The following is a 22348-nucleotide window of genomic DNA, read 5'->3' as shown; positions in this document are numbered from 1 at the left end:
AAAATTGTATAAAAATTAAATAATTTAAGGCTAATGATAGAAGGAATATTTTAAGGATTAGGAGAAGTAACAGTACTGCTTTGAGATTCATCTTTAACTGTAGTAATGTCTTCTTGAGCTTGAGCTTGAGCTTTGTTTATATTGCTTTTATTTATTGAATTAGAAGCTTTTTTAGCATCTTTTTGAGCTTTATCAATAGCTACTTGAATTCCTTTAGAATCAGTATAACCACCAATTACAGTTGTGTTACTTGCGTTAGCACCTTTAGCTGGAGTTATTACTAAAAATGGCGTGCCCTGTATACCAAGATCTTCAAACCCTATTTTTAAAGTTTCTTTTAGATGATTAGCAATTTTATCATCCTTAATGGCCTTCTTAACTTCATCCATCTTAGCACCAGTCTGTTCAGCTACTGTATCTACAGTTGAGTCTTTTAATTTACCTTCATCTTCTCCTGTAGCAAAAATTCCATTGTGGTACTTAACATAAGCATCAGCACCATATAGTTTGTAAATGGCAGTACCAACTTCAGCAGCATATTCTGAAGTAGCAAATCTTTCACCAAATATTGGAAATTCGGCAAATACAACTTGAACATTCTTATCTGCTTGCATAACTTTCTCAAGTTCAGGAGCCACTTTAGAACAGTACACACACTGATAATCAAAGAATTCATAAATTACTACATTAGGATCTTTGGAATTTGATTTAGGTGTTAAAGCAGAGTTATAGATACTATCTTTAACTTTTAGGAAGCTTGCTACTTTCTCTTCACTCATTTTTTGTTGTACTGAATCACGAAGTTGATTCATATTTGAGCTAATATCTTCTAGTGATATTTGAGGTTCTTTAGCATTTATAGCATCTTCAAACCCAGCTATTATTTTAGAATTATTTAGACCGTATGCCTTGATATTTTTGTCAGAATCTAGACTAGCACCCATACCATAACCAATAGTATAGCTTGCATTTGATTTTATATTATCACTGTTTGAAGTGGCTGTAGGGGTAGTGGCTGATGAAGCAGAACTCACATCAGTAGTTGTAGTAGCTTCTTTCTTAGTATCATCACTATTTGAGCAAGCTACTAAGCTTGTTGTAATAGCTGCAATAGCTAAAGCTTTTAAAAGTTTCTTCTTAGTCATTTATATACTCCCTTAATTTAAAATATTAAGCTTTTTTTTGCGCAGCTATTGCTTGTTTTTGAAATTCCATCATAGCATTTTGCATTTGTTGTTGTGATAAACTAGATTTTTTTCCACCAATACCATCTTTTAAGCCATTAATCATCTCATCATTATCAGTAGAAATATTACTTTGAGTCATTTGGTTCTTTAAAGTTTGACCCATTGTGTATCCAACAGAGTAACTTACATCATCTTTACTATCAGAGGCTGCAAAAGTTGTAGTAATTAATGCTCCAGCCACTAGAGGGGCTATAAGTAGAGTTTTAGTTAATTTCATTAGTTGTATTCTCCTTTTGTTTGAAAAGTATTCGTTAGTAATTCTAGCAAACGATATTAAAATCACAATCATTTATGCTTATTCATAGGATCTTTTACTTGTTTTTTTATTTAGGGGATGAGTAAATAATTTATTAGGTAGATATGGAAGTTTGTTTAGATAAATAAATATTATTGTTATAAAAGAGCGCTATAAATAATTAGCATTACTAATGGTGATTCTACATTTTTATGTGGTAAAAATATTGAAAAAGATAATAATCTCGTTTGAGATAACAGATTAAACCTCGTTACGTTTAATATCCCATAATTTTTCTAAGGCATATAACTTACGAGTTTCTTCAAGCATTATATGTACAACCACATCTCCAATATCAACTAAAACCCAGTCAGATTTATTATCACCTTCGATACCTAGTATAGATATTTTTTTATCTTTCAGTTCTTGTTCAACATGTTTAGAAATAGATTTTGCATGTGTTGTGGATGATGCTGTACATATTACGATTTTATCCATCATGTCAGTTAGATGTTTTACATCTATAGTTTGTATATCAAGGCTTTTTAGATCATCTAACGCCTCTATAATAATATTTGCTCTTTTTTCAGTAGTCATAAATTTGTATAAGTATTTTAGCTTTAAGGATATTTGATCTAATATTATATCATAAGTTAATGCAAATAATGATATCATTATATAAGCTAAGGATTTTAGGAGTTAAACATGAAGAAAAAAAGTTTATTTTTGTTTATATCATTAGTAATTTTAGCAATTTTAGGATCAGTCTTGTTTTACAAAATTGCTCAGTGGTATGAACAGGTTATGGGATATATATTTTCCTATGTAATTATAATTGTTTTTATATTATTTATTTTTACGCCATTTAAGTTTATAAAAGATAAAAAAGCAAGAATAAATATGATCAATTATATTAAATATATGGGGGTTACAATTTTAGCTTTAACAAAGCTCGTAGCTAATATTGTTAAGCAAATTGTTTTTACGATAAGTTATTTAGTCTCAAGATTATTTATTGATGATACGTCAAAAGAAAAAGATAAATTTAATCACACAAATTAAGAATAATTATAAATATAAATGCAATATACATCTGAACAACAATTAATTATAAATCATGTTTTAGATAGACATGCTTTGGTATCAGCTGTTGCTGGTAGTGGTAAAACACAAACATTAATAGCTAGAGTAGAATACCTTCTATCTCAAAATATCCCACCTAATAAGATATTAGTCTTAATGTATAATAAATCTGCACAACTTGATTTTGTTAGCAGGCTAAAAAAAATATGTAAGTTAGAGCATGCTATGAAAATCAATGTTCGAACAATGCATTCATTAGGAAATAGTTTTTTACAAGCTTTTGCAAAGGCAGGTTATTTAAAGGCAGAGAAGATACTTAAAGAATATGAAATAGATAATCTTTTACAAAAATTACTTAAGAAGTATCAAAAAGAATTTAAGATTTCTCAAAACATTGACAATGAAAGAGTAGAGATCTATAAAGAATATATTTCATTGTTAAAGGCAGATCTATCTTCAAATCATAAAAAAATACTAGACTTAAGCTCCAAAGAGAAAAAACTCCTGGATAAACTATTTAGTGAGTTTAATAAGGAGTGTGAAAATCAAGGGGCTATTACCTATGATGATATGATCTATCTTCCAGCAAAGTTTTTTGAAAAAGATAAATCTAGTGTATCTAGGGCAAACAGTCTGTATTCACATATTATTATCGATGAGTATCAAGATATAAATCAGGTACAACAGTTTTTTTTAAAATGCTTGGTTAGTAGTGACACATATTTAATGGCTGTTGGAGATGTTGATCAAACTATATATCAGTGGCGAGGTTCAACCCCATATTATATGTTGGAAGGATTCAAAAAAGATTTTAAGAATGTGAAACAGTTTGAGTTATCATACACTTTTCGCTATGGTGATTTAGTATCGCTAATGGCAAATAACATTATCACTAATAATAAGAAGCGCCATAATAATTTATGTATAACTTATCCTAAGCTAGACAAAACTACAGATGTTAGTATTTTAGATAGTAGTGATAAAGTAGTATTGAAATTAAAAGCTTTAATAGAGAGTGGTGTAGTAGCTAGTGATATTGTAATATTAGTTAGAAAATATAATTCCACCACTGTTTTTGAATTAAGCTGTTTATATAATGATTTAGCATATAATGTTGTGGCAGATAAAAATATTTTTGGCGAAAATCTTTTTAAAGCTATATATGGATATTTGATGCTTTTTAATAAAGGTTATGGTTTTGAGAAGCATTCTATTAATCAGCGTGTTGAATTTATTAAATCAATGCTAGATTATCCATCATTATATCTAAAAAAAGATATTAAAGAAAAGCTTGCTCAAGAGATTGCTAAAGATGTATCAAAAGCTATGGGTTTGATATCAAACCTTGCTAAGACGGTTGATAGGTCTTTTAAAGAAAAAAATATTTTGGCAGTTGCAAGTAGTTGGCGCAGTATTTTTAATAACATTAGGATTAAAAAATCTGAAAGAGCTATTGCTTTTATTCTGGAGAGCTTAGATTTAGAGAGCCAAATTTCTAAATCTTCTGGTGAAACTCATTCAAGTAGATCTAAGTTACAAATTATTGATGGAATAGTAAGTTTTGCTAAAGGCAAAAAAGTAACATTATCTCAGTTTATAGAGCTATTATACGATCTTTATACAAAGTCTAACCAACAAAATAATTGTAATAACCCTAATCAAATACAGATTATGTCGATGCATCGAGCAAAAGGCCTTGAGTGGGATTATGTCGTTGTTCATGATGCCACTGAAGGAGGTTTTTTTGGAGAAAAAAATTCAAAAGTTACAGACGAGGTTATTGAAGAAGAGCGTAGACTATTCTATGTTGCTATCACAAGGGTTAAAAAACATTTATTTATAGTATCTGCAGATGATATAAGCCGATTATCATCTTGGTATCAAATGAAAAATAATTCATACCCTAAAGATCTGAAATGTAAGAATAGTTTGAGATTTTTATATGAAAGCAATTTGAGCGAATGCGAGAATTATTTGAATGCTTTAGAAAAAACAACTATAAAAAATAAAATCATAACAAAATATCATGAGAAGGTAACCAAAAAAGTTTAGTTATTTTTATAATTCTTGTTTAGAATTTTTATTTTTTTGTTCAAATGGAGTGTCTGAGAAATGTAGAGATGGATGAGATATTATTTTACCATCTTTAATTTTGCTATGCCACCTGCCATCAGTATCAGTGCTAGCTTTAAAACCATCTAAAATATGAATATATTTTTTCCAGCATTGAGCTTTATAAATTGGTTTTTGACCGCTGCTAATTATAGCTTCATGCCATGTTTTACCATCATCAGAAGAAACTTCGTAAGTTATTAAACAGTAGTCGCTAGGTTTAGAAGGAAAAGAACTTTCTTGGACTTGTTCTTTTGTGGTAGATTTATCTAAGTAATAAACAAGTCCAGATACTATTACTACTATGAAAAAAGTAGAAATAATAATGATTTTTTTCTTCATTTTTTGATCTTTATACGGCAAATTAAACACAATTATATACTTAATTCTAAGCAAATGCGATTAGTAGAGTTTATTTTATTTATCAAAATAGTTTATAATACTGTCTGTTTTTATTTTAAATTTAAGCTCATCGAGCCATCTACTTGAAGGTAAACCATGATTACTACTAACGAATTGCGTAATAAATTTATAAACTATTTTGAATCTAAAAATCATTATCATCATCCTAGTTCATCATTGATCCCATTTGGTGATGAGACTTTACTTTTTACAAATGCTGGTATGGTTCAATTTAAGGATGTATTTTTAGGTTCCGAAAAAAGAAATTTCCCTCGCGCTGTATCTGTACAAAAATGTTTAAGAGCAGGTGGTAAGCATAATGATTTAGATAACGTTGGCTATACCGCTAGGCATCATACTTTTTTTGAAATGCTAGGCAACTTTAGTTTTGGAGATTATTTTAAAGAAGATGCCATAAGCTTTGCCTGGGAATTTTTAACCAAAGAAATCAGACTTCCAGCTAATAAACTCTGGGTTACTATTTATATTGATGATGATGAAGCTTTTGAGATTTGGCATAAGCATATAGGTTTACCTAAAGAAAGAATTATTCGTATAAGTTCGTCAGATAATTTTTGGTCGATGGGAGATACAGGGCCATGTGGACCTTGTACAGAGATTTTTTATGACCATGGTGAAGATGTTCTTGGAGGACTTCCTGGAACACCTGAAGAAGATGGAGATAGATATATAGAGATTTGGAATATTGTGTTTATGCAATATAATCGTCATGCTGATGGTAGTATTACCAATTTACCAAAACCATCTGTTGATACTGGTATGGGGCTTGAAAGAGTCGCAGCAGTTTTACAAGGCGTACATAGTAATTATGAAATTGATCTATTCCAAGCATTAATTAAAAAAGTAGCAGACATTACAAACACAAAAAACCTTGATTTAGCTTCTTTAAAAGTTGTAGCTGATCATATTCGTTCTTGTGCATTTTTGATTGCTGATGGGGTTTTACCATCTAATGAAGGTAGAGGATATGTTTTAAGAAGGATAATTCGTCGCGCTATTCGCCATGGTAATAAACTTGGCGCCAATGATATATTTTTTTATAAGCTTATGGGTGAGTTGATAAATGAAATGGGTGAAGCATACCCTCAATTAATTGAGAAAAAAGACCTTATTGAAAAGACTTTGATGAAAGAGGAAGAGCTATTTTTAAGAACAATCGAAAATGGTATTAAAATATTTGAAACTGAAATAAGTAGTTTGACGAGTGATATTATTTCAGGCGCTGTTGCTTTTAAGTTATATGACACATATGGTTTTCCTTTTGATTTAACTGCGGATATGGCTAGAGAAAAAAATTTAAAGGTAGATGAGCAATCATTTCAACAACACATGCAAATGCAAAAAAAGAGATCAAAAGATGCGGGTAAATTTAGTGTTGACTATAATGAAATGATAAATTCACAAGTACAGTCTGAGTTTAAAGGTTATTCAACCTTAATAGAGGATTCTAAAGTTTTAGAAATTTATCAAAATGGTAAGAAAGTAAATAGTATAAGTAGTGATTCTTCAGCTGTGGTTATTTTAGATAAAACTCCTTTTTATGCAGAATCAGGCGGTCAAGTTGGGGATCAAGGAATTCTGGAGGGAGTTGGTACTGAGTTTTTAGTAGAAGATGTACAAAAATCTGGAAATGCTATTTTACATATTGGTAAATTAGTTAAAGGTGTTTTAAATCTTAAGGATGAAGTTACAGCTAGAATTGATGATAATAAAAGAATGGCTACAGCTGCTAATCATAGTGCAACACACCTATTGCATAAGGTTTTAAAAGTTGTGCTTGGAAAACACGTTGAACAAAAAGGTTCGTTAGTAGATGCTAAAAAATTAAGGTTTGATTTTGCACATGATAAAGCAATATCTCATGAAGAAATTCAACAGATAGAACTTTTAGTTAACCAACATATAAGAGCTAACTATTTAGTAAGCACTATAGAAACGACTCAAGAGAAAGCTAAATCCTTAGGAGCTGAAGCATTATTTGGTGAGAAATATGGTGATGTTGTTAGAGTGATATCAATGGGAGATTTCTCTATAGAATTTTGTGGAGGTACTCATGTGTTATATACCGGGGATATTGGTTTATTTAAAATATCTTCTGAAGGAGGTGTTGCCTCTGGAATAAGAAGGGTAGAAGCAATAACAGCTAATAGTGCAATCAAATATACTCTTAATATGGAAAATAAACTTATAGCTATTAAAAATAATTTAAAAGCTAATGATAGTAATATGCTTGATAAACTTAAATCTTTAATTGAGCAGGCTAAAATTCAAGAAAAAAAAATAAATAAACTTAAAAAAGATCTTTTATCCGGCTCTAATGATGCGATCAAAGAAGTTAAATATAGGGATCTTACAGTAGTTGTGGCAAACATCAATGACGTAGATATTAAAATTTTGCGTGAAAAAATTGATGATTATAAGTCAAAAAATGATAAGATTGTCGCAGTACTAAGTACGGTGAGTGCTAATAAAGTACAATTTGTAGTTGGAGTGAGTAAATCTATTGTATCTATAATCAAGGCTGGCGATATTGCTAAAGAGCTAAGTGGTTATATTGATGGTAAGGGCGGTGGTCGCCCCGATATGGCTCAAGGTGGCGGCAATGATGCTGACAATATCAATCAAGCTTTATCTAAGACAGAGAGTTTTATATTAAATAAAATAAAAGAGTAATATTTTGAAAATAGTAGGTAGATATTTATTAATATCATTGGGTATGTTTGTCTTAAGGGTAAGTTGTATAGCTACGCCTATAGCAGATTATACAGCCACTATTAATCAATCGATTAATAACTCTCCTCAATATAAATATATTGGATTTCAGCTTAATTCTAGACAAATGAGCCCGGCTATACAGTTAGGTCGGTTATTACCACAAATAGATATTGGAGGTTCGATAACAGCCACTAACATTTTAGACCAAGAAACAGCGGCTGATGGAGATATAGCTGGCGGACGGTTTGACTCAATGCAGGGCTTAGTTACACTAACACAACCACTATATGATTATGGTGCTTATAAAGATCTACAATCTGCTGAAGAAGGCGCACAGTTTGCTCAACAAGACTATCGAAATAACTATCAGCAGTTTTTGTATGATACTAGTTATGCGTATTTTAATTTAGCTAAGACTATTAAAAATGTTCAATATACTTATTATAATTTAAAATCAAACAAACAGAGTCTCAATGAGTTAGAGAGTAAGTATAAAGCTGGTACAGCTAATGTTGCTGATTATGAAACAGTAAAAGCTAACTATTATATTGCTGAGGCAGTTTATGCAACATCTAAAAGAGAAGAAAAAGTAGCAAGAGCAGAACTGCGTAAATTCACTAACAATGATGATGATGTTGTTTTGTATAATAACGAGTTTAATGTGAAAAATCCTTCACCTCGAACAGAAGAAGGTTGGGAAGAGCTGACAATGAGAAGTAGTCCTTCTTATTTAGGATCAATGCATACTAAAGAAAGTAGGTACTATGATTACCAGTCTGCTACAAGCCCATTTATGCCTAAGGTTAATTTTGAAATTAAATATTCACCTGGGTTTAATTCTGTAAGTTCACTTGGTAACCCTGTGTTTGATAGATTTTTACCTTCAAATGGTACTGTAAATGCTTTTTATTTTGGAATAAATCTGACTTGGAATATTTTTGCTGGTGGAACAAATTATGCAGAGCTTAAGCAGGCAGCATATAATTACCAATCTTCTGAGTTTAATATGATTCAAACAGGTAGAATTGCTCAAAATGATACTATGTATGCATTTAGGTTTGTGGAATTAAAGAAGAAGGAGATAGCTTCTTTACGTAAATCTGTAGCAAGTGCAAAGATTGCATATGAAAAATATAAAGAAAGATACCAGCAAGGTACGACCACAATTACGCAATACTTTATATTATTAAATCAGTATTACCAATTTTTAATACAGTTAAATAATACGGAATTTGATTATATAATGGGTTTTCTAAGTCTGTACAAAACTGCAGGTATATTAACAACAAAAACAGTACAAGATTTCAATAATTGGCTATTATTGGATCAAAATGTGGAGCTATAAAAATGTACATATCAACACAATTAAGATGCTTTATACAAGTAAAAAAAATAAATTCGATTCCTATATATCTTATAAAGAAAGAAAATTTTAATAAATGGCTACAAAACCAAGATAGCTTTTTAAAAAATATTATCAAACAGTTTAGTGAAAAGAATGATATCTTTTCAATCCCTAACTCTCAAGGAAATATAGATAAAATAATATGTTTAATATCTGATGATATGTTTAGTATTGCAACATTATCGAGCCAATTAGTTAAAGGCGAATATTATATAGAGCATTCAGATATAGAGGATTTATCTCTTTATTATATAGCTTTTGCTTTAGGTAGTTATGCTTTTGAAAAGTACAAATCAAATCCTAAAGATCTAAAAGTAAAACTATATTTACCAGAAAATTACCAGAAAATTTTAACAAATATTGAAGCTAATTATATAGTTAGAGATATGATATCAACTCCTGCTGAAGATATGGGACCTGCAGATATAGCTAATATTATAAAACAAATGGCAAATGAATTTGGAGCTAGCTTTGAAGAAACTGTTGGTGAAGATTTAGTTAAAAATGACTATATGGGTATCTACACAGTTGGTAAAGGTAGTCATAGAGCTCCTAGATTAGTCGAACTGAATTGGGGAGATAGCAATCATCCTAAAATATCCATAATTGGTAAAGGCGTTGCTTTTGATACAGGAGGGTTAGATGTTAAACCGTCTTCTGGAATGCTTCTAATGCATAAAGATATGGGAGGAGCAGCTAATGCTATAGGACTTGCGTATATGCTTATGAAGCATAAACTTCCTATTAGATTGAATTTAGTTATTCCTACAGTTGAAAATGCTATAGATGCTAAATCATATCGCCCTAGTGATATCATTAAAATGAAAGATGGTACAACAGTGCAAATTACAAATACAGATGCTGAAGGACGCTTAATATTAGCAGAGCCATTATTTGTCGCTGCACAAAAAAAACCAGAGTTATTGATTGATTTTACAACTCTTACGGGAGCTGCCAGAGTAGCAGTAGGTCCTGAAATTTCAGCTTTTTTCTGCAATAATGATGAAATGGCTAATCAAGTATATAAGTATGGTCAAATTATGCAAGATCAGGTATGGAGATTACCGCTAGCTGAGTGCTATAGAAAAAGCTTAAAAACAGAGTTTGCAGATATTTCTCATTGTGATTTATCTCCATTCGCTTCTGCTACAAAAGCGGCATTGTTTATGGAATATTTTGTTGGTGTGAAAGATGCACCTACTTGGATTCATTTTGATATGATGGCTTGGAATGTATCAAGCACTCCAGGGAAGCCAAAAGGCGGAGAAATGATGGCAGTTAGGGCTATGTTTGAAATGTTAAAAGAAAAATTTTCTTAAAAAGATAATCTAATAATTTAAAAAAATCCTCATAAATCCTTTAAAACTTCTATATTATTGGTTTTCAACAGTATAAAAGTTGGCTTATTTATTTACTAATGTATTTGAAATTGTATACTTTAAGTAAGTGTTAAAAAAAATATATGTAAAAAAATGAAACAGTCAGTACTAGAACAATTAAAAAAAGTAACTACAGTGGTTGCTGATACAGGTGATTTTGAATTAATAAAAAAATATAAACCTGTAGATGCAACCACAAATCCTAGTTTGATTTTAAAGGCAGTTAAAGATGAAAAATATGCAGATTTAGTTAAAAAAACCATTACTAAAGTTAAACTTGATAATCCAGATTTTGATGAGAATGAATTAATTAAAGAAGCTCTGATTGAAATATTAGTGGCTTTTGGGGTTAAAATTCTTGGTGTAATAGATGGTAAGGTATCAAGTGAAGTAGATGCAAGAGCATCTTTTGATATTACTGAAACTATAGATTATGCAAAAAAAATCATATCTAAGTATAAACAACAAGGAATATCAAAAGATAGGATACTAATAAAAGTGGCTGCAACCTGGGAAGGTATACAAGCTGCAAGATTACTTCAGCAGGAAGGCATAAACTGTAATTTAACGCTAATTTTTGATAAATCTCAAGCTCAAGCATGTGCAGAAGCTGGAGTTTATTTAGTTTCTCCATTTGTTGGTAGAATTACAGATTGGCAGATGCAAGAGCAGGCTTTAAAAACTTTTCCTAATAGCAGTATTGATGATGGCGTTAATTCTGTAAAATCAATTTATAAGTTTTATAAAAAGCATGGTTTTAAAACTATAGTGATGGGGGCAAGTTTTAGAAATATTGAACAAGTTATAGCATTAGCTGGTTGTGACGCATTAACAATATCACCAGCATTGCTTGAACAGTTAGGTCAGAAATATGATGAGTTAAAAATTATACTTAAAAACAATGAAAATACAGTTGTCGAAAGTTCAAAGCTTACAGAGTCTAATTTTCGTTGGGAAATGAATCAAAATACAATGGCTAATTATAAACTAGCAGAAGGAATTAAATCGTTTGCTCAAGATACTATGGAGTTAGAAAATATTATTAAACAAAGTTTCTAGTCGATAACAAGGAGAGTTTTAATGAAAAAATTTTTATTAGCATCACTGTTAACAGCGGGTTTTGTGTCACCTGTTTTTTGTTTGGATTCTACAAATGCAAATAATGGCTCTGTAAATCGTATATCACGCAACATAGATGGTATACAGTCTCATCGCCAAATGATTGATAAGCAAAATAAGCAAAATACAAAACGACGAGTAACTAATATTAGTGAAGAAGATATGCGAGTTCCTCAAAGCTCTACTAAACAAGCAGGGGTGAAAAACTGGCCTAGTAAGCATAATATTAGTATGGATAATGCTAAACCTGATAATAGTAGTAATGATGATAATCCTAATTTAGTTAATTTAGCTTCTCCAGAACCTGTGAATATGAGAGATAACTTAAGCATTAGTGATGAGGATAGATCTCTTAATAGACAAATGATGATGGATGGACCTCAAGGAGGTTTTCAGAATAATCAGCCTCGTGGTATTGGTAAAGTGTTTTAATTACTAGCATTTAGATTCCAATTGTAGTTTTGGAAATAAATATTAGATGTATTATTAAATTTATTTTTTACTACTTTATCTTTTAGATAATTTTTTATAAATCCTATCATTTGTGCTTTACTACCAAAATCTGAACCATACCAGTCAAATATTCTTGATAAATATATATCGTTATTTTTGATAGATAAGCCTTTACTGCTGTTGATCCAGTTTGAGAAAGATTGGTTTAATTGAGAGCTTATTGTTTTACCTATGTATACTTTTTGAGAAAGGTTAGGGCAGCTAATAGAAGCACAGTTAAGAGCAGAGTGTGTTCTAGGGTTTTTCCATATTGGTCGAATAATTCGGTGTTCAATATCATTTAAAGTTAGTTTTTGTTTATTAATGGTTATTATTTTTTGATCCCAGACTTTAGATCCAAACCAACCTTTATCTATATCTGTAATTGATTTGACTGGATAATGGTTTAATATCGTCTGGATAGTTAGCATATTATATAGATTAATCCAATATGCTAATTGCTCGTTTAAATTATAATTGAGAATGTTAATATCAGCATATTGCTTGATTGTTTGATCAAATTTAGATTTATCTTGAGGTGTTACTGCAGAATATTTGACATAAACTTGACTACCTTCTTTAGTAGTATATTTATCTAAAAAAACTTGCCAAGCTTTAAAATCAATAGTTTTAGTTGAGTGGCTATTAGATTTATTCCAATAATTCCATAAATCTGCTTTTGGAGCAGTATAACTATAACTACAAAATAATATAAGTAGAGTAAGTAAAATAAAGGTTTTAAACTTGAAGTTAGTAATCATTTTGGGCAGTCTCATTTAATATTAGGGTTAGTAAATATTATAATGATGACTTGCTTTGATAACTAGAAGGAAATACTATAAAATCTACTAGTTAAATATCTTACTTAAAATTATTAGGTTTTCTTATGAGTTTTCAATATACTAATTTTAAAATATTAGAAATCAATGGTTTAGATACTAAAAAATTTCTACAGGGTTTAACTACAGCTGACTTAAACCTACTTTCAAATGAAAATACTATTTTACTTACTGCTTTTGCTAATTTAAAAGGGCGTATTATTTCTTTATGTTTTGTTAAGTTCATTTCTAATGAGAAATTACTCCTTTCTGTAGAAGAAGGGGTTTTAGATGATCTTCTAACATGGTTAAAAAAATATGGAATGTTTTCAAAGGTTAGTTTTAGTGTTAATGAGTATTATTCCTTGTTTTTTACAAAATCAGGGTTTTTAAACCATGATATCTTAAAAAGCGATAGTTTAACATCTAATATGAGTTTTGCTGAAGTGCAACAGCAAAATATTATTGCTAAATTAGCAATAATAAATGCTAATAATTTTGAAAAATTTTTGCCAGCAGAGTTAGAACTTGATGATTATGAAAATGTAGTTTGTTATACCAAAGGTTGTTATATGGGACAAGAGGTGATTGCTAGAATGCATTACAAGGCTAAGCTAAAAAAGGAATTGACCGTTATGTGTTCGAATAATGATATAGCTACTAATGACTTAAAAAATAAAGATAATAAACCATTAGCAAATGTAGTTAACAAAGTTTTTATTGCTAATAAGTTGTATATGTTAGTAGTGTTTCATAAAGAAGTTATAGAGCAGCAATATCAACTAGTTAATGGTGAAACTATTTATAAATGCTAAATAATCTTAACTCTCATCAACGAGAAGCTGTTAAATATATAGGTTCACCTTTGCTGGTTTTGGCAGGTGCTGGAAGTGGTAAGACAAGTGTGATTATTGAAAAGATATCATATCTTGTAGAAGAGCTACTATATCCAGCTAAGGCCATTTTAGCTGTGACATTTACAAATAAAGCAGCAAAAGAGATGCAGGAGAGGGTTAAGTTACGTATAAATAAAGATTTATCTAAAGGTCTAGCAATATCAACTTTCCATTCATTGGGTTTATCAATTTTAAAAAAACATTATATTGATCTTGATTATAAAAGAAACTTTACACTTTTTGATAGCTATGACTCATTAGCTTTGATTTATGATATAGCATATGAAGAGTTTCAATTACCAAAGCAAAATGTTGGTATTATTCAGTCAAAAATTTCATTTTGGAAGTCGGCACTTTTAACACCTAATGAAGTGATTGCGAGTGATGAGATTGAAGAGCAAGCTTTGTTTATTTACATTGAGTATCAAAAGTATTTAAAATCATATAATTCATTTGATTTTGATGATTTAATATTTCAACCAATTCAACTATTTAAAAATAATTCAAAAATCCAAAAGCTATGGTCTGATAAGTTTAGATATATTTTGATTGATGAATATCAAGATACTAATGAATCACAGTATCAGCTGCTTAAATACCTGACTAAGAATAAGAATAAGTTTACAGTGGTTGGCGATGATGATCAGTCAATTTATGCCTGGCGTGGTTCTAGGCCAGAAAATCTAAAACATTTGCAAGAAGATTTTCCAAGCTTAAAGGTTATTAAACTTGAGCAAAATTATCGATCAACTGGTAGGATCTTAAATATTGCAAATAAACTTATTGAAAATAATAGCCATATTTTTGAAAAAAAACTTTGGTCTAATAAGGATTATGGTGAGCAAGTTAAGGTTATAAGTTTAATTAATGATGAGGATGAAGCTTCTTTTATAGCTAGTGATATATTTTTTGATAGAGTAAAAACTAATTCAAAAAATTCTGATTATGCAGTTTTAATTAGGAGTAATTATCAAGCATTTCTACTTGAAAGATATATGCAAATGCATAAAATTCCATACACGATAAGCGGTGGCACGTCATTTTTTTCAAAAGCAGAAATTAAAGATATGATTTCATACTTAAGGTTGATCGTTAATTGTGATGATGATAGAGCATTTTTACGTATTGTGAATACTCCAAAACGTGAGGTTGGTAGTGCAACTATTCATAGGCTTGGAGAGTATGCTAGTATACATCATTGTAGTTTTTTTCAAACATTATATAGGCTTCAAGATATTGAATTACGTAGTGTTTCAAAATCAAATCTGATTAAATTCAAAGAACTAATATTAGCTACACAACAGCAGATTAATGCAAGTATTTCATCACTTGAGTTAAAAAAAATTTTAAATGAATTTATAGAAAATATATCTTATCGACAATGGTTGATCGATTCAAGCTCTACTGAGAAACAGGTTGAATTTAGGTATATGAATGTTCTAGAGCTAATTAAATGGATAGTCAATCAACTTGAAAATGAAAGTTATAATGGTTTAAGCTCATTAAATAGTGTGATTAATAAAATGTTGCTTATAGATATTTTAGATAGAGATAGTGAAGATAAAAATGATAATCAAGTGCAGATTATTACTATGCATGCATCAAAAGGACTTGAATATAAGAAAGTATATATAATGGGTATGGAAGAAGGTATTTTACCTCATCAGCAAAGTATTGAAGAAGAGTCTATAGAGGATGAGCGTCGCTTAGCTTATGTCGCAATTACAAGAGCCAGAGAAAATTTAACAATTACGATGACTAAGTACCGTAAAAAATTTGGAGAGAAAACAGTCTCTGTACCAAGTAGGTTTATAGACGAATTGCCTGAGAATGATTTATATTGGGTTGGCGGCGATAAAGAATGTCCAGAAGCACGTAAAGAAAATTCAAAACAAAACCTCTCGGCTTTAAAAGATATGTTTTCATAGATATATTATTTATTTGAGGTTTTGACCTTTGCTTTATTCTTCACCATGCCAGTAATCAACGCCTTCTGACATATTGAAATTTATTCTCAAGCCTGTATTAGTTTGGTTTTTAACAAGTGCATCACGACCAGATCTTATTCCTATTTTATTAGAGTTTGGATAGATTACAACTTCTGGTTTTAGCATCGTACTAACGCATAAGTATGTTAAATCATTGTTTGAGTTATTTATAATTTAATGTGGTGTATCTGGGCCAGCAGGGATTGAAACAAAATTTCTTTTAGAGATGACATATTTTTTTTCACTTATTTTTATAATTCCAGACCCTTCTAGAATATAAAAAAGTTCATCATTAACATGATGCGCGTGTAAAGGCCATGCTCTTTTACCTGCTGGTACTTTTGTAATATTATAACCTAATTTATTAGATTTAATCTTAGTTGATATTTAGGCGATATTAGCTTCAAATTTATTTCCTTATTTTTCATTTAGATAAGGAACTTCGTTTATATTTATAATATTGGATATGCTCATGTGTATTATAGCCTTATAATTTTTAGATTTTTTTAATGTCTTTGTTTAGAGACTATTATAACCCCTCGAGGTTGATTAGATTCAGAGTCTTTATTTTGTATGGCTTTGTATAAATCAGCTGTTTTTATCCATGCTGGTTCATATTTGTAGCGGGCCACATCCATAAGTAGCCATCTATCAGCATCAGAATTATATGCTGCTAATGGTGAGTAATGTCCACCACCTTGAGCTCCCATATCAACTCGATTATAATAATTTATTATTATATATTTTCCTTTTTCCATACTATCTAATAAGGTATTTTTAAACTGATATTGGTTATTAAATTTATTTGCATGAATAACTCTAGCATTGGCCTTAAATCCTATAGTTTGTTGAGTATTGATGATTTGGGCTGTTTCATTGATAGGTAGCCCATGCATATATACTCGAGTAGGAGTAATTCCTTTTTTTATTAGGTTTGAATTATAAAATATATAGTTAATCTGATAATATTGTGCTAAAGACGTGAGTAATAGCATCAGATAAATTATCAAAAGAATTATTTACTTTTCTTAAAATTCTTTTAAAATTGGCCCAAATTTTTTCTATAGGATTTAAATCAGGAGAATAAGCAGGAAGGTATAGTATCTGTATATCCAGTATACTCTAGCGGTGCTATAATCTTCTTTTCTAAATAGTTATAACCAGCAACTATACTTTTTCTCTGAGTTTGATAAGCAATAACTTCACCATAGCTAGGTTTACCAACAAGAGACCATCCTCTTAGTACAGACTGTTTATTATCCATACCCATTTCATCTAAATATACAAGTTTGTTAGGTTCAATAGTCTCAACAACCTCTATAAAACTTTGCCTATCTTGTTCTTTTCTTTGCTTATATTTAGGTGTCTTTTTTTAAAACTAAAACCAAGTCTGGTAAGACAATCATAAAATGTGCTTCTAGGTATTTCAGGAGCTAATGCTTCTCTAATATCTAAAGCCATTGCATCTGGATATGTTCTTAAGTAGCTTTCTATCGCTTCCTTATCTGTAAAGGTTGCTACTCTACCGCAACCCAAGCCTTGCTTAGATTTATAATCACCAGTTGTCTCGTATAAGTTTATCCAAGATCTAGTAGTACGGATATCTATATTAAAAAAATTACTTAGCTCTTTGTCTGTTAGGCCTTCTTTATATTTAGTTATTACGATATCTCTGAAATCTTGGCTATATGATGACATTTTTTCTAAATATTATAACATTATTGTCAAATAACTATCGGATTAACTATATTAGTTTGATCAAATATTGTAAATTTACCATGATCTGGTGCTATAGCAGGCTCGATCCCAAGTGCATTAAGTACCATAACATCAGCAGCAGGCCCACAAAAAGTTATGCCATATTCGGTAGTAAAGTATTTTGCTAATTGCCAATATTCTTGAGAATATTTACTAGGAGAGCTTTTTAGAAGATCTTGCCCTTGGAGACTAGAAAAACTTATAACATTTTTTGGTAAACTTAACTGTTTTGCATCGCTATTTATGGCTAGAAACATAGTTGTACATATAGTTAATCCGATAGTTATTTGACAATAATGTTATAATATTTAGAAAAAATGTCATCATATAGCCAAGATTTCAGAGATATCGTAATAACTAAATATAAAGAAGGCCTAACAGACAAAGAGCTAAGTAATTTTTTTAATATAGATATCCGTACTACTAGATCTTGGATAAACTTATACGAGACAACTGGTGATTATAAATCTAAGCAAGGCTTGGGTTGCGGTAGAGTAGCAACCTTTACAGATAAGGAAGCGATAGAAAGCTACTTAAGAACATATCCAGATGCAATGGCTTTAGATATTAGAGAAGCATTAGCTCCTGAAATACCTAGAAGCACATTTTATGATTGTCTTACCAGACTTGGTTTTAGTTTTAAAAAAAGACACCTAAATATAAGCAAAGAAAAGAACAAGATAGGCAAAGTTTTATAGAGGTTGTTGAGACTATTGAACCTAACAAACTTGTATAGTTAATCTGATGCTATTACTCACGTCTTTAGCACAATATTATCAGATTAACTATAATATGTTGGTTGCTGATTTGGGTGTGATTATAAAAGATGGCATTGTAAGGTTTAATAGTGTAGTGACGCACAGAGATTATAGAAAGCTAGGAATATGTCGAACTCTAATGTATAAGGTTTGTGCTAGCTTGTTACAACAGCAAGCTATTACTAAGTTAGTTATAGAAGCTGATCAAAATCATTTTGCTAAAGATATTTATAAATCAATAGGTTTTAAAAAAATAGAGGAAATAGTTAGGCTAGAAAAACAAAAATAAACTAGCTGTGGTATTATCATTGTTATATATATTAAAAGGTTACAATTTTGATTTCTATTGGCAAATATCATAATTTAAAAATTATAGACAAAAAAGATGCTTATTTAGTTTTAGATGCCCAAGAGCTAGGTGAAACTATATTACCTTTGGTAAATTTAGATATTAGTCCTGAGATAGGTGATTATATTGAAGTTTATTTATACCATAATTCTAAATCAGAGCTTATAGCTAGCACAAAAAATCTACCTTCAATAGGGGAGGCGGCATATCTTCAAGTTAAAAATCTTACACCAATAGGGGCTTTTCTAGATTGGGGTTTAGATAAGGACTTATTTGTACCATTAGCTGAGCAGCATCGACCATTTGAGGAAGGGAAGTCGTATATAGTATATTTATATTTGGATAAAATTAATGGCCGTATTACAGCCTCATCAAAAATAAATAAATTTATCAAAGATAATGCTACAGATGCCTTTACTCCAAACCAGGAGGTTAAACTAATAATTGCTAACTCAACAGATATAGGCTATAAAGCAATTATAAACAATACTCATTGGGGAGTTATATATAAATCTGAAGTCTATACTAGATTAAGCTTTGGGCAAGCTATTAAAGGTTATATAAAAAATATCCGTGATGATGGACGTGTAGATTTATCTTTACAGTTGGTTCATAAGGATTTAGATAAGAATGCACAGCTAGTGGAGAATTATTTAATAGCTCATGAAGGGTCAGCACCATTTAATGATAAGTCAAATCCTAATGATATAAAAAAAGAGTTTGGAATGAGTAAATCGGCTTTTAAACGAGCTATAGGAACTCTTTATAAAGAGAGAAAAATCTTAATAAAAGATAATGGAATATATTTAAATGGTTAGGTAAAATATAAATATTCTATTGGATATTAGATAAGCTATTTTTTAGAATTCTTACGTGCTTTTTCTTTAACTTCTTTCTTTCTGTTTTTATTTAGCATAGCTAATTTTTTGGCTTCATCACCAACATGAGAGAAGCCTCTTTCTGATGCAAGTTGAGATTGCTTTTCTCTTTCAGTAAAACGAGATTTTTGTTTTTCAGTAGCTTTATCATAACAGTAATGACAACTTATTCCTTTGACATATTCAGGGCGTTTTTTATCATTTTCTGTAATAGGCATACGACATGCAAAGCACTGATCATAGTTGCCTTTTTGAAGATCATGATTTACTGCAACCCTTGAGTCAAATACAAAACATTCTCCTTCCCACATAGATTCTTCTTTTGGAACTTCTTCTAAATATTTAAGAATTCCTCCTTGTAGGTGATAGACTTCATCAAACCCTTTAGTTTTCATCAAAGCAGTAGATTTTTCACATCTAATGCCACCAGTACAAAACATTGCAACTTTTTTATGTTTCTTCGTACTTAGATTTTTATCAACATATTCAGGAAATTCACGGAAATTTTCTGTGTGGGGATTCACCGCATTTTTAAATGTACCAATTTCTATTTCATATTCATTACGAGTATCTATAAGTAATGTATCTGGGTCAGAGATTAATTCATTCCAATCTTTAGGCTCTACGTACTTACCACAAACCTTATTAGGATCTATCTCATTAACGCCTAAGGTTACAATTTCTTTTTTAAGTTTCACTTTTGAGCGATAAAATGGCATTTCTTGATGAAAAGATTCTTTATGGTCAATATCAGTTAGGCGTGGATCAGATTTTAGATGTTCCAATAGCTTATTTACTCCAGTACGAGTTCCAGCAATAGTACCATTGATTCCTTCATTAGCTAAGAGAAGAGTACCCTTAACATTGTTTTCAACCATCACATCTAATATTGTTTGACGCATAGCTTCAAAATTTTCAAGCGTTACAAATTTGTACATTGCACATACAACTATTTGTGACATATCTTTCCTTAGTTTTAATGAATAATAAAAAATAATATTATAACACTATCACTATTTTATTAAAGATCATAAATATAAGGTGCTTATATAGTTAATCCGATAGTTATTTGACAATAATGTTATAATATTTAGAAAAAATGTCATCATATAGCCAAGATTTCAGAGATATCGTAATAACTAAATATAAAGAAGGCCTAACAGACAAAGAGCTAAGTAATTTTTTTAATATAGATATCCGTACTACTAGATCTTGGATAAACTTATACGAGACAACTGGTGATTATAAATCTAAGCAAGGCTTGGGTTGCGGTAGAGTAGCAACCTTTACAGATAAGGAAGCGATAGAAAGCTACTTAAGAACATATCCAGATGCAATGGCTTTAGATATTAGAGAAGCATTAGCTCCTGAAATACCTAGAAGCACATTTTATGATTGTCTTACCAGACTTGGTTTTAGTTTTAAAAAAAGACACCTAAATATAAGCAAAGAAAAGAACAAGATAGGCAAAGTTTTATAGAGGTTGTTGAGACTATTGAACCTAACAAACTTGTATATTTAGATGAAATGGGTATGGATAATAAACAGTCTGTACTAAGAGGATGGTCTCTTGTTGGTAAACCTAGCTATGGTGAAGTTATTGCTTATCAAACTCAGAGAAAAAGTATAGTTGCTGGTTATAACTATTTAGAAAAGAAGATTATAGCACCGCTAGAGTATACTGGATATACAGATACTCAAATTTTTAATCAGTGGTTTGAAGAGCATTTATGTCCTGAGTTAATTCCAAAGACTACTGTTGTTATGGATAATGCTAGTTTTCATAAGTCTCCTAAATTGGCTAAAATAGCAGAGAAGTTTGATATACAGATACTATACCTTCCTGCTTATTCTCCTGATTTAAATCCTATAGAAAAAATTTGGGCCAATTTTAAAAGAATTTTAAGAAAAGTAAATAATTCTTTTGATAATTTATCTGATGCTATTACTCACGTCTTTAGCACAATATAATCACCAGGCTTAAGATTTGGACACAAACACTGTTCAAGCCAACCAGAAAATAAATGAGAATCTGTAGAGCCATTATATTCAAAAGGAGCTATTAATTCCTTGTCGTGATATCTATAAGCAGCAAGCATATTAGTTCTTTCTGTATAAAATGCTAATTGTTCAGAATAGCTTTTTTCTCCTCTAAGTGACCACCCTTGTGTAGTAACAGTTTTATTATCACTACCAGTTTCATCAACATAATGAATCTTGTTAATATCTATACTAGCAAGAATTTCTATATATTCATCACGTTTTGCTTCTGAGCGTTGCTTATATTTAGGCTCTTTTTTTATATGTAATCTTCATTCTTTTAAGAGTATCATAGACCGTACTCATTGGCATATCTGGCATTAATGCATCACGGATACCAATCCCATCAGTATCAGGATGATTTTTGATGAAATTTAACACAGCTTCTTTATCTGTATAGGTTGGTTTCATACCACACCCAACACCCTGTCTTGAGCTATAATCTCCTGTTTCCTCATATCGCTTAACCCAAGAATTTATTGTTCCTCTATACATTTTATATATTCTGGATAACTTACTTTTATTAGTTTCTCCTGCTACATAAGCTGATAAAACTCTATCTCTTAAATCTTGGCTGTATGCTTTCATTCAATGGAAATATTCAAATGAAAATATTTTAGCTGATTTATTGCTGTGATGAAATCTATATCGGG

At 30.4% G+C, this 22348-nt stretch carries 24 protein-coding genes and 2 pseudogenes; 13 read left to right on the top strand and 13 right to left on the bottom strand.

Annotated elements, in window-relative coordinates:
• Positions 1-50: 50 nt before the first annotated feature.
• The 3 genes from ACR0PV_RS05955 to rsfS form a co-directional block, all read right to left on the bottom strand.
• Positions 51-1145 carry a DsbA family protein gene (locus ACR0PV_RS05955; RefSeq protein WP_488172232.1) on the bottom strand — a complete coding sequence of 365 codons (1095 nt, stop codon included), beginning with the start codon at positions 1143-1145 and terminating at the stop codon, positions 51-53.
• Positions 1146-1170: 25 nt separating this feature from the next.
• Positions 1171-1464 carry an infectivity potentiator lipoprotein FipA gene (gene fipA, locus ACR0PV_RS05950; protein ID WP_488172231.1) on the bottom strand — a complete coding sequence of 98 codons (294 nt, stop codon included), beginning with the start codon at positions 1462-1464 and terminating at the stop codon, positions 1171-1173.
• Positions 1465-1743: 279 nt separating this feature from the next.
• Positions 1744-2079, bottom strand: a complete 336-nt coding sequence (gene rsfS / locus ACR0PV_RS05945) for a ribosome silencing factor (RefSeq protein WP_488173970.1) — start codon at positions 2077-2079, stop codon at positions 1744-1746.
• Positions 2080-2187: 108 nt separating this feature from the next.
• On the opposite strand from rsfS, the gene ACR0PV_RS05940 reads away from it, so the two are divergent.
• Together ACR0PV_RS05940 and ACR0PV_RS05935 are read left to right on the top strand one after the other, a co-directional pair.
• On the top strand, positions 2188-2544 hold the full coding sequence (locus ACR0PV_RS05940) for a hypothetical protein (RefSeq protein ID WP_488172230.1): 357 nt from the start codon (positions 2188-2190) through the stop codon (positions 2542-2544).
• Between the two features lie 18 nt (positions 2545-2562).
• A complete protein-coding gene (locus ACR0PV_RS05935; protein WP_488172229.1) occupies positions 2563-4617 on the top strand; it encodes an ATP-dependent helicase in 2055 nt (684 codons plus the stop codon).
• Positions 4618-4623: 6 nt separating this feature from the next.
• Here ACR0PV_RS05935 and ACR0PV_RS05930 read toward each other — a convergent pair whose 3' ends face one another.
• A complete protein-coding gene (locus ACR0PV_RS05930) occupies positions 4624-5019 on the bottom strand; it encodes a hypothetical protein (RefSeq protein WP_488172228.1) in 396 nt (131 codons plus the stop codon).
• Between the two features lie 156 nt (positions 5020-5175).
• On the opposite strand from ACR0PV_RS05930, the gene alaS reads away from it, so the two are divergent.
• From alaS to ACR0PV_RS05905, 5 genes are all read left to right on the top strand, one after another.
• A complete protein-coding gene (alaS, locus tag ACR0PV_RS05925) occupies positions 5176-7773 on the top strand; it encodes an alanine--tRNA ligase (RefSeq protein ID WP_488172227.1) in 2598 nt (865 codons plus the stop codon).
• 4 nt (positions 7774-7777) lie between these two features.
• Complete coding sequence (locus tag ACR0PV_RS05920) at positions 7778-9160, top strand: TolC family protein (RefSeq protein ID WP_488172226.1); 1383 nt, start codon at positions 7778-7780, stop codon at positions 9158-9160.
• A 2-nt stretch (positions 9161-9162) separates the two neighbouring features.
• On the top strand, positions 9163-10539 hold the full coding sequence (locus ACR0PV_RS05915) for a M17 family metallopeptidase (protein WP_488173969.1): 1377 nt from the start codon (positions 9163-9165) through the stop codon (positions 10537-10539).
• Between the two features lie 153 nt (positions 10540-10692).
• The gene (gene tal, locus ACR0PV_RS05910) at positions 10693-11658 is read left to right on the top strand and encodes a transaldolase (RefSeq protein WP_488172225.1); all 966 of its coding nucleotides are present in this window, start codon (positions 10693-10695) and stop codon (positions 11656-11658) included.
• A 21-nt stretch (positions 11659-11679) separates the two neighbouring features.
• The gene (locus ACR0PV_RS05905) at positions 11680-12150 is read left to right on the top strand and encodes a hypothetical protein (protein ID WP_488172224.1); all 471 of its coding nucleotides are present in this window, start codon (positions 11680-11682) and stop codon (positions 12148-12150) included.
• Here the strand turns inward: ACR0PV_RS05905 and ACR0PV_RS05900 are convergent.
• On the bottom strand, positions 12147-12971 hold the full coding sequence (locus tag ACR0PV_RS05900) for a DUF547 domain-containing protein (RefSeq protein ID WP_488172223.1): 825 nt from the start codon (positions 12969-12971) through the stop codon (positions 12147-12149). The genes ACR0PV_RS05905 and ACR0PV_RS05900 overlap by 4 nt on opposite strands.
• Positions 12972-13096: 125 nt before the next feature.
• Here ACR0PV_RS05900 and ygfZ point away from each other — a divergent pair, with 125 nt between their 5' ends.
• The gene (ygfZ, locus tag ACR0PV_RS05895) at positions 13097-13843 is read left to right on the top strand and encodes a CAF17-like 4Fe-4S cluster assembly/insertion protein YgfZ (RefSeq protein ID WP_488172222.1); all 747 of its coding nucleotides are present in this window, start codon (positions 13097-13099) and stop codon (positions 13841-13843) included.
• Positions 13837-15852, top strand: a complete 2016-nt coding sequence (locus ACR0PV_RS05890; RefSeq protein ID WP_488172221.1) for a UvrD-helicase domain-containing protein — start codon at positions 13837-13839, stop codon at positions 15850-15852. The genes ygfZ and ACR0PV_RS05890 overlap by 7 nt, the downstream gene beginning before the upstream one ends.
• A 33-nt stretch (positions 15853-15885) precedes the next feature.
• Here the strand turns inward: ACR0PV_RS05890 and ACR0PV_RS05885 are convergent, their stop codons facing one another.
• From ACR0PV_RS05885 to ACR0PV_RS05865, 5 genes and pseudogenes are all read right to left on the bottom strand, one after another.
• Entirely contained in the window at positions 15886-16038 is a 153-nt protein-coding gene (locus ACR0PV_RS05885; RefSeq protein ID WP_488172220.1) for a hypothetical protein, read from the bottom strand.
• A gap of 48 nt (positions 16039-16086) precedes the next feature.
• Entirely contained in the window at positions 16087-16260 is a 174-nt protein-coding gene (locus ACR0PV_RS05880; protein ID WP_488173968.1) for a cupin domain-containing protein, read from the bottom strand.
• Between the two features lie 158 nt (positions 16261-16418).
• The gene (locus tag ACR0PV_RS05875; protein WP_488172219.1) at positions 16419-16907 is read right to left on the bottom strand and encodes a phytochelatin synthase family protein; all 489 of its coding nucleotides are present in this window, start codon (positions 16905-16907) and stop codon (positions 16419-16421) included.
• Positions 16867-17610: pseudogene (locus ACR0PV_RS05870) on the bottom strand (transposase). The gene ACR0PV_RS05875 and the pseudogene ACR0PV_RS05870 overlap by 41 nt, the downstream one beginning before the upstream one ends.
• A 26-nt stretch (positions 17611-17636) precedes the next feature.
• Positions 17637-17927, bottom strand: a complete 291-nt coding sequence (locus ACR0PV_RS05865; protein WP_488172218.1) for a phytochelatin synthase family protein — start codon at positions 17925-17927, stop codon at positions 17637-17639.
• 60 nt (positions 17928-17987) lie between these two features.
• Here ACR0PV_RS05865 and ACR0PV_RS05860 point away from each other — a divergent pair.
• The 3 genes and pseudogenes from ACR0PV_RS05860 to ACR0PV_RS05850 form a co-directional block, all read left to right on the top strand.
• Positions 17988-18400: pseudogene (locus tag ACR0PV_RS05860) on the top strand (helix-turn-helix domain-containing protein); the annotation flags it as partial.
• 14 nt (positions 18401-18414) lie between these two features.
• Positions 18415-18717: a GNAT family N-acetyltransferase gene (locus ACR0PV_RS05855; RefSeq protein WP_488172217.1), complete on the top strand. Its 303-nt coding sequence runs from the start codon at positions 18415-18417 to the stop codon at positions 18715-18717.
• Positions 18718-18764: 47 nt separating this feature from the next.
• Positions 18765-19595 (top strand): CvfB family protein, encoded by an 831-nt coding sequence (locus ACR0PV_RS05850; protein WP_488172216.1) that lies wholly within the window; start codon positions 18765-18767, stop codon positions 19593-19595.
• 35 nt (positions 19596-19630) lie between these two features.
• Here ACR0PV_RS05850 and trhO read toward each other — a convergent pair whose 3' ends face one another.
• Positions 19631-20617, bottom strand: a complete 987-nt coding sequence (trhO, locus tag ACR0PV_RS05845; protein WP_488172215.1) for an oxygen-dependent tRNA uridine(34) hydroxylase TrhO — start codon at positions 20615-20617, stop codon at positions 19631-19633.
• 137 nt (positions 20618-20754) lie between these two features.
• On the opposite strand from trhO, the gene ACR0PV_RS05840 reads away from it, so the two are divergent.
• A protein-coding gene (locus ACR0PV_RS05840; RefSeq protein ID WP_488172214.1) for an IS630 family transposase occupies positions 20755-21626 on the top strand; the annotation gives its coding sequence in 2 pieces (ribosomal slippage) (positions 20755-21079 and positions 21079-21626; 873 coding nt in all).
• Here ACR0PV_RS05840 and ACR0PV_RS05835 read toward each other — a convergent pair.
• Positions 21605-21871 (bottom strand): transposase, encoded by a 267-nt coding sequence (locus ACR0PV_RS05835; protein ID WP_488173967.1) that lies wholly within the window; start codon positions 21869-21871, stop codon positions 21605-21607. The two genes, ACR0PV_RS05840 and ACR0PV_RS05835, sit on opposite strands and share 22 nt — an antisense overlap.
• 70 nt (positions 21872-21941) lie before the next feature.
• Positions 21942-22283, bottom strand: a complete 342-nt coding sequence (locus tag ACR0PV_RS05830; protein ID WP_488172213.1) for an IS630 transposase-related protein — start codon at positions 22281-22283, stop codon at positions 21942-21944.
• Positions 22284-22348: the final 65 nt, after the last annotated feature.

It is taken from the genome of Francisella sp. AG1 (assembly GCF_057683165.1).
This window is presented reverse-complemented; position numbering and strand designations above follow the sequence as displayed.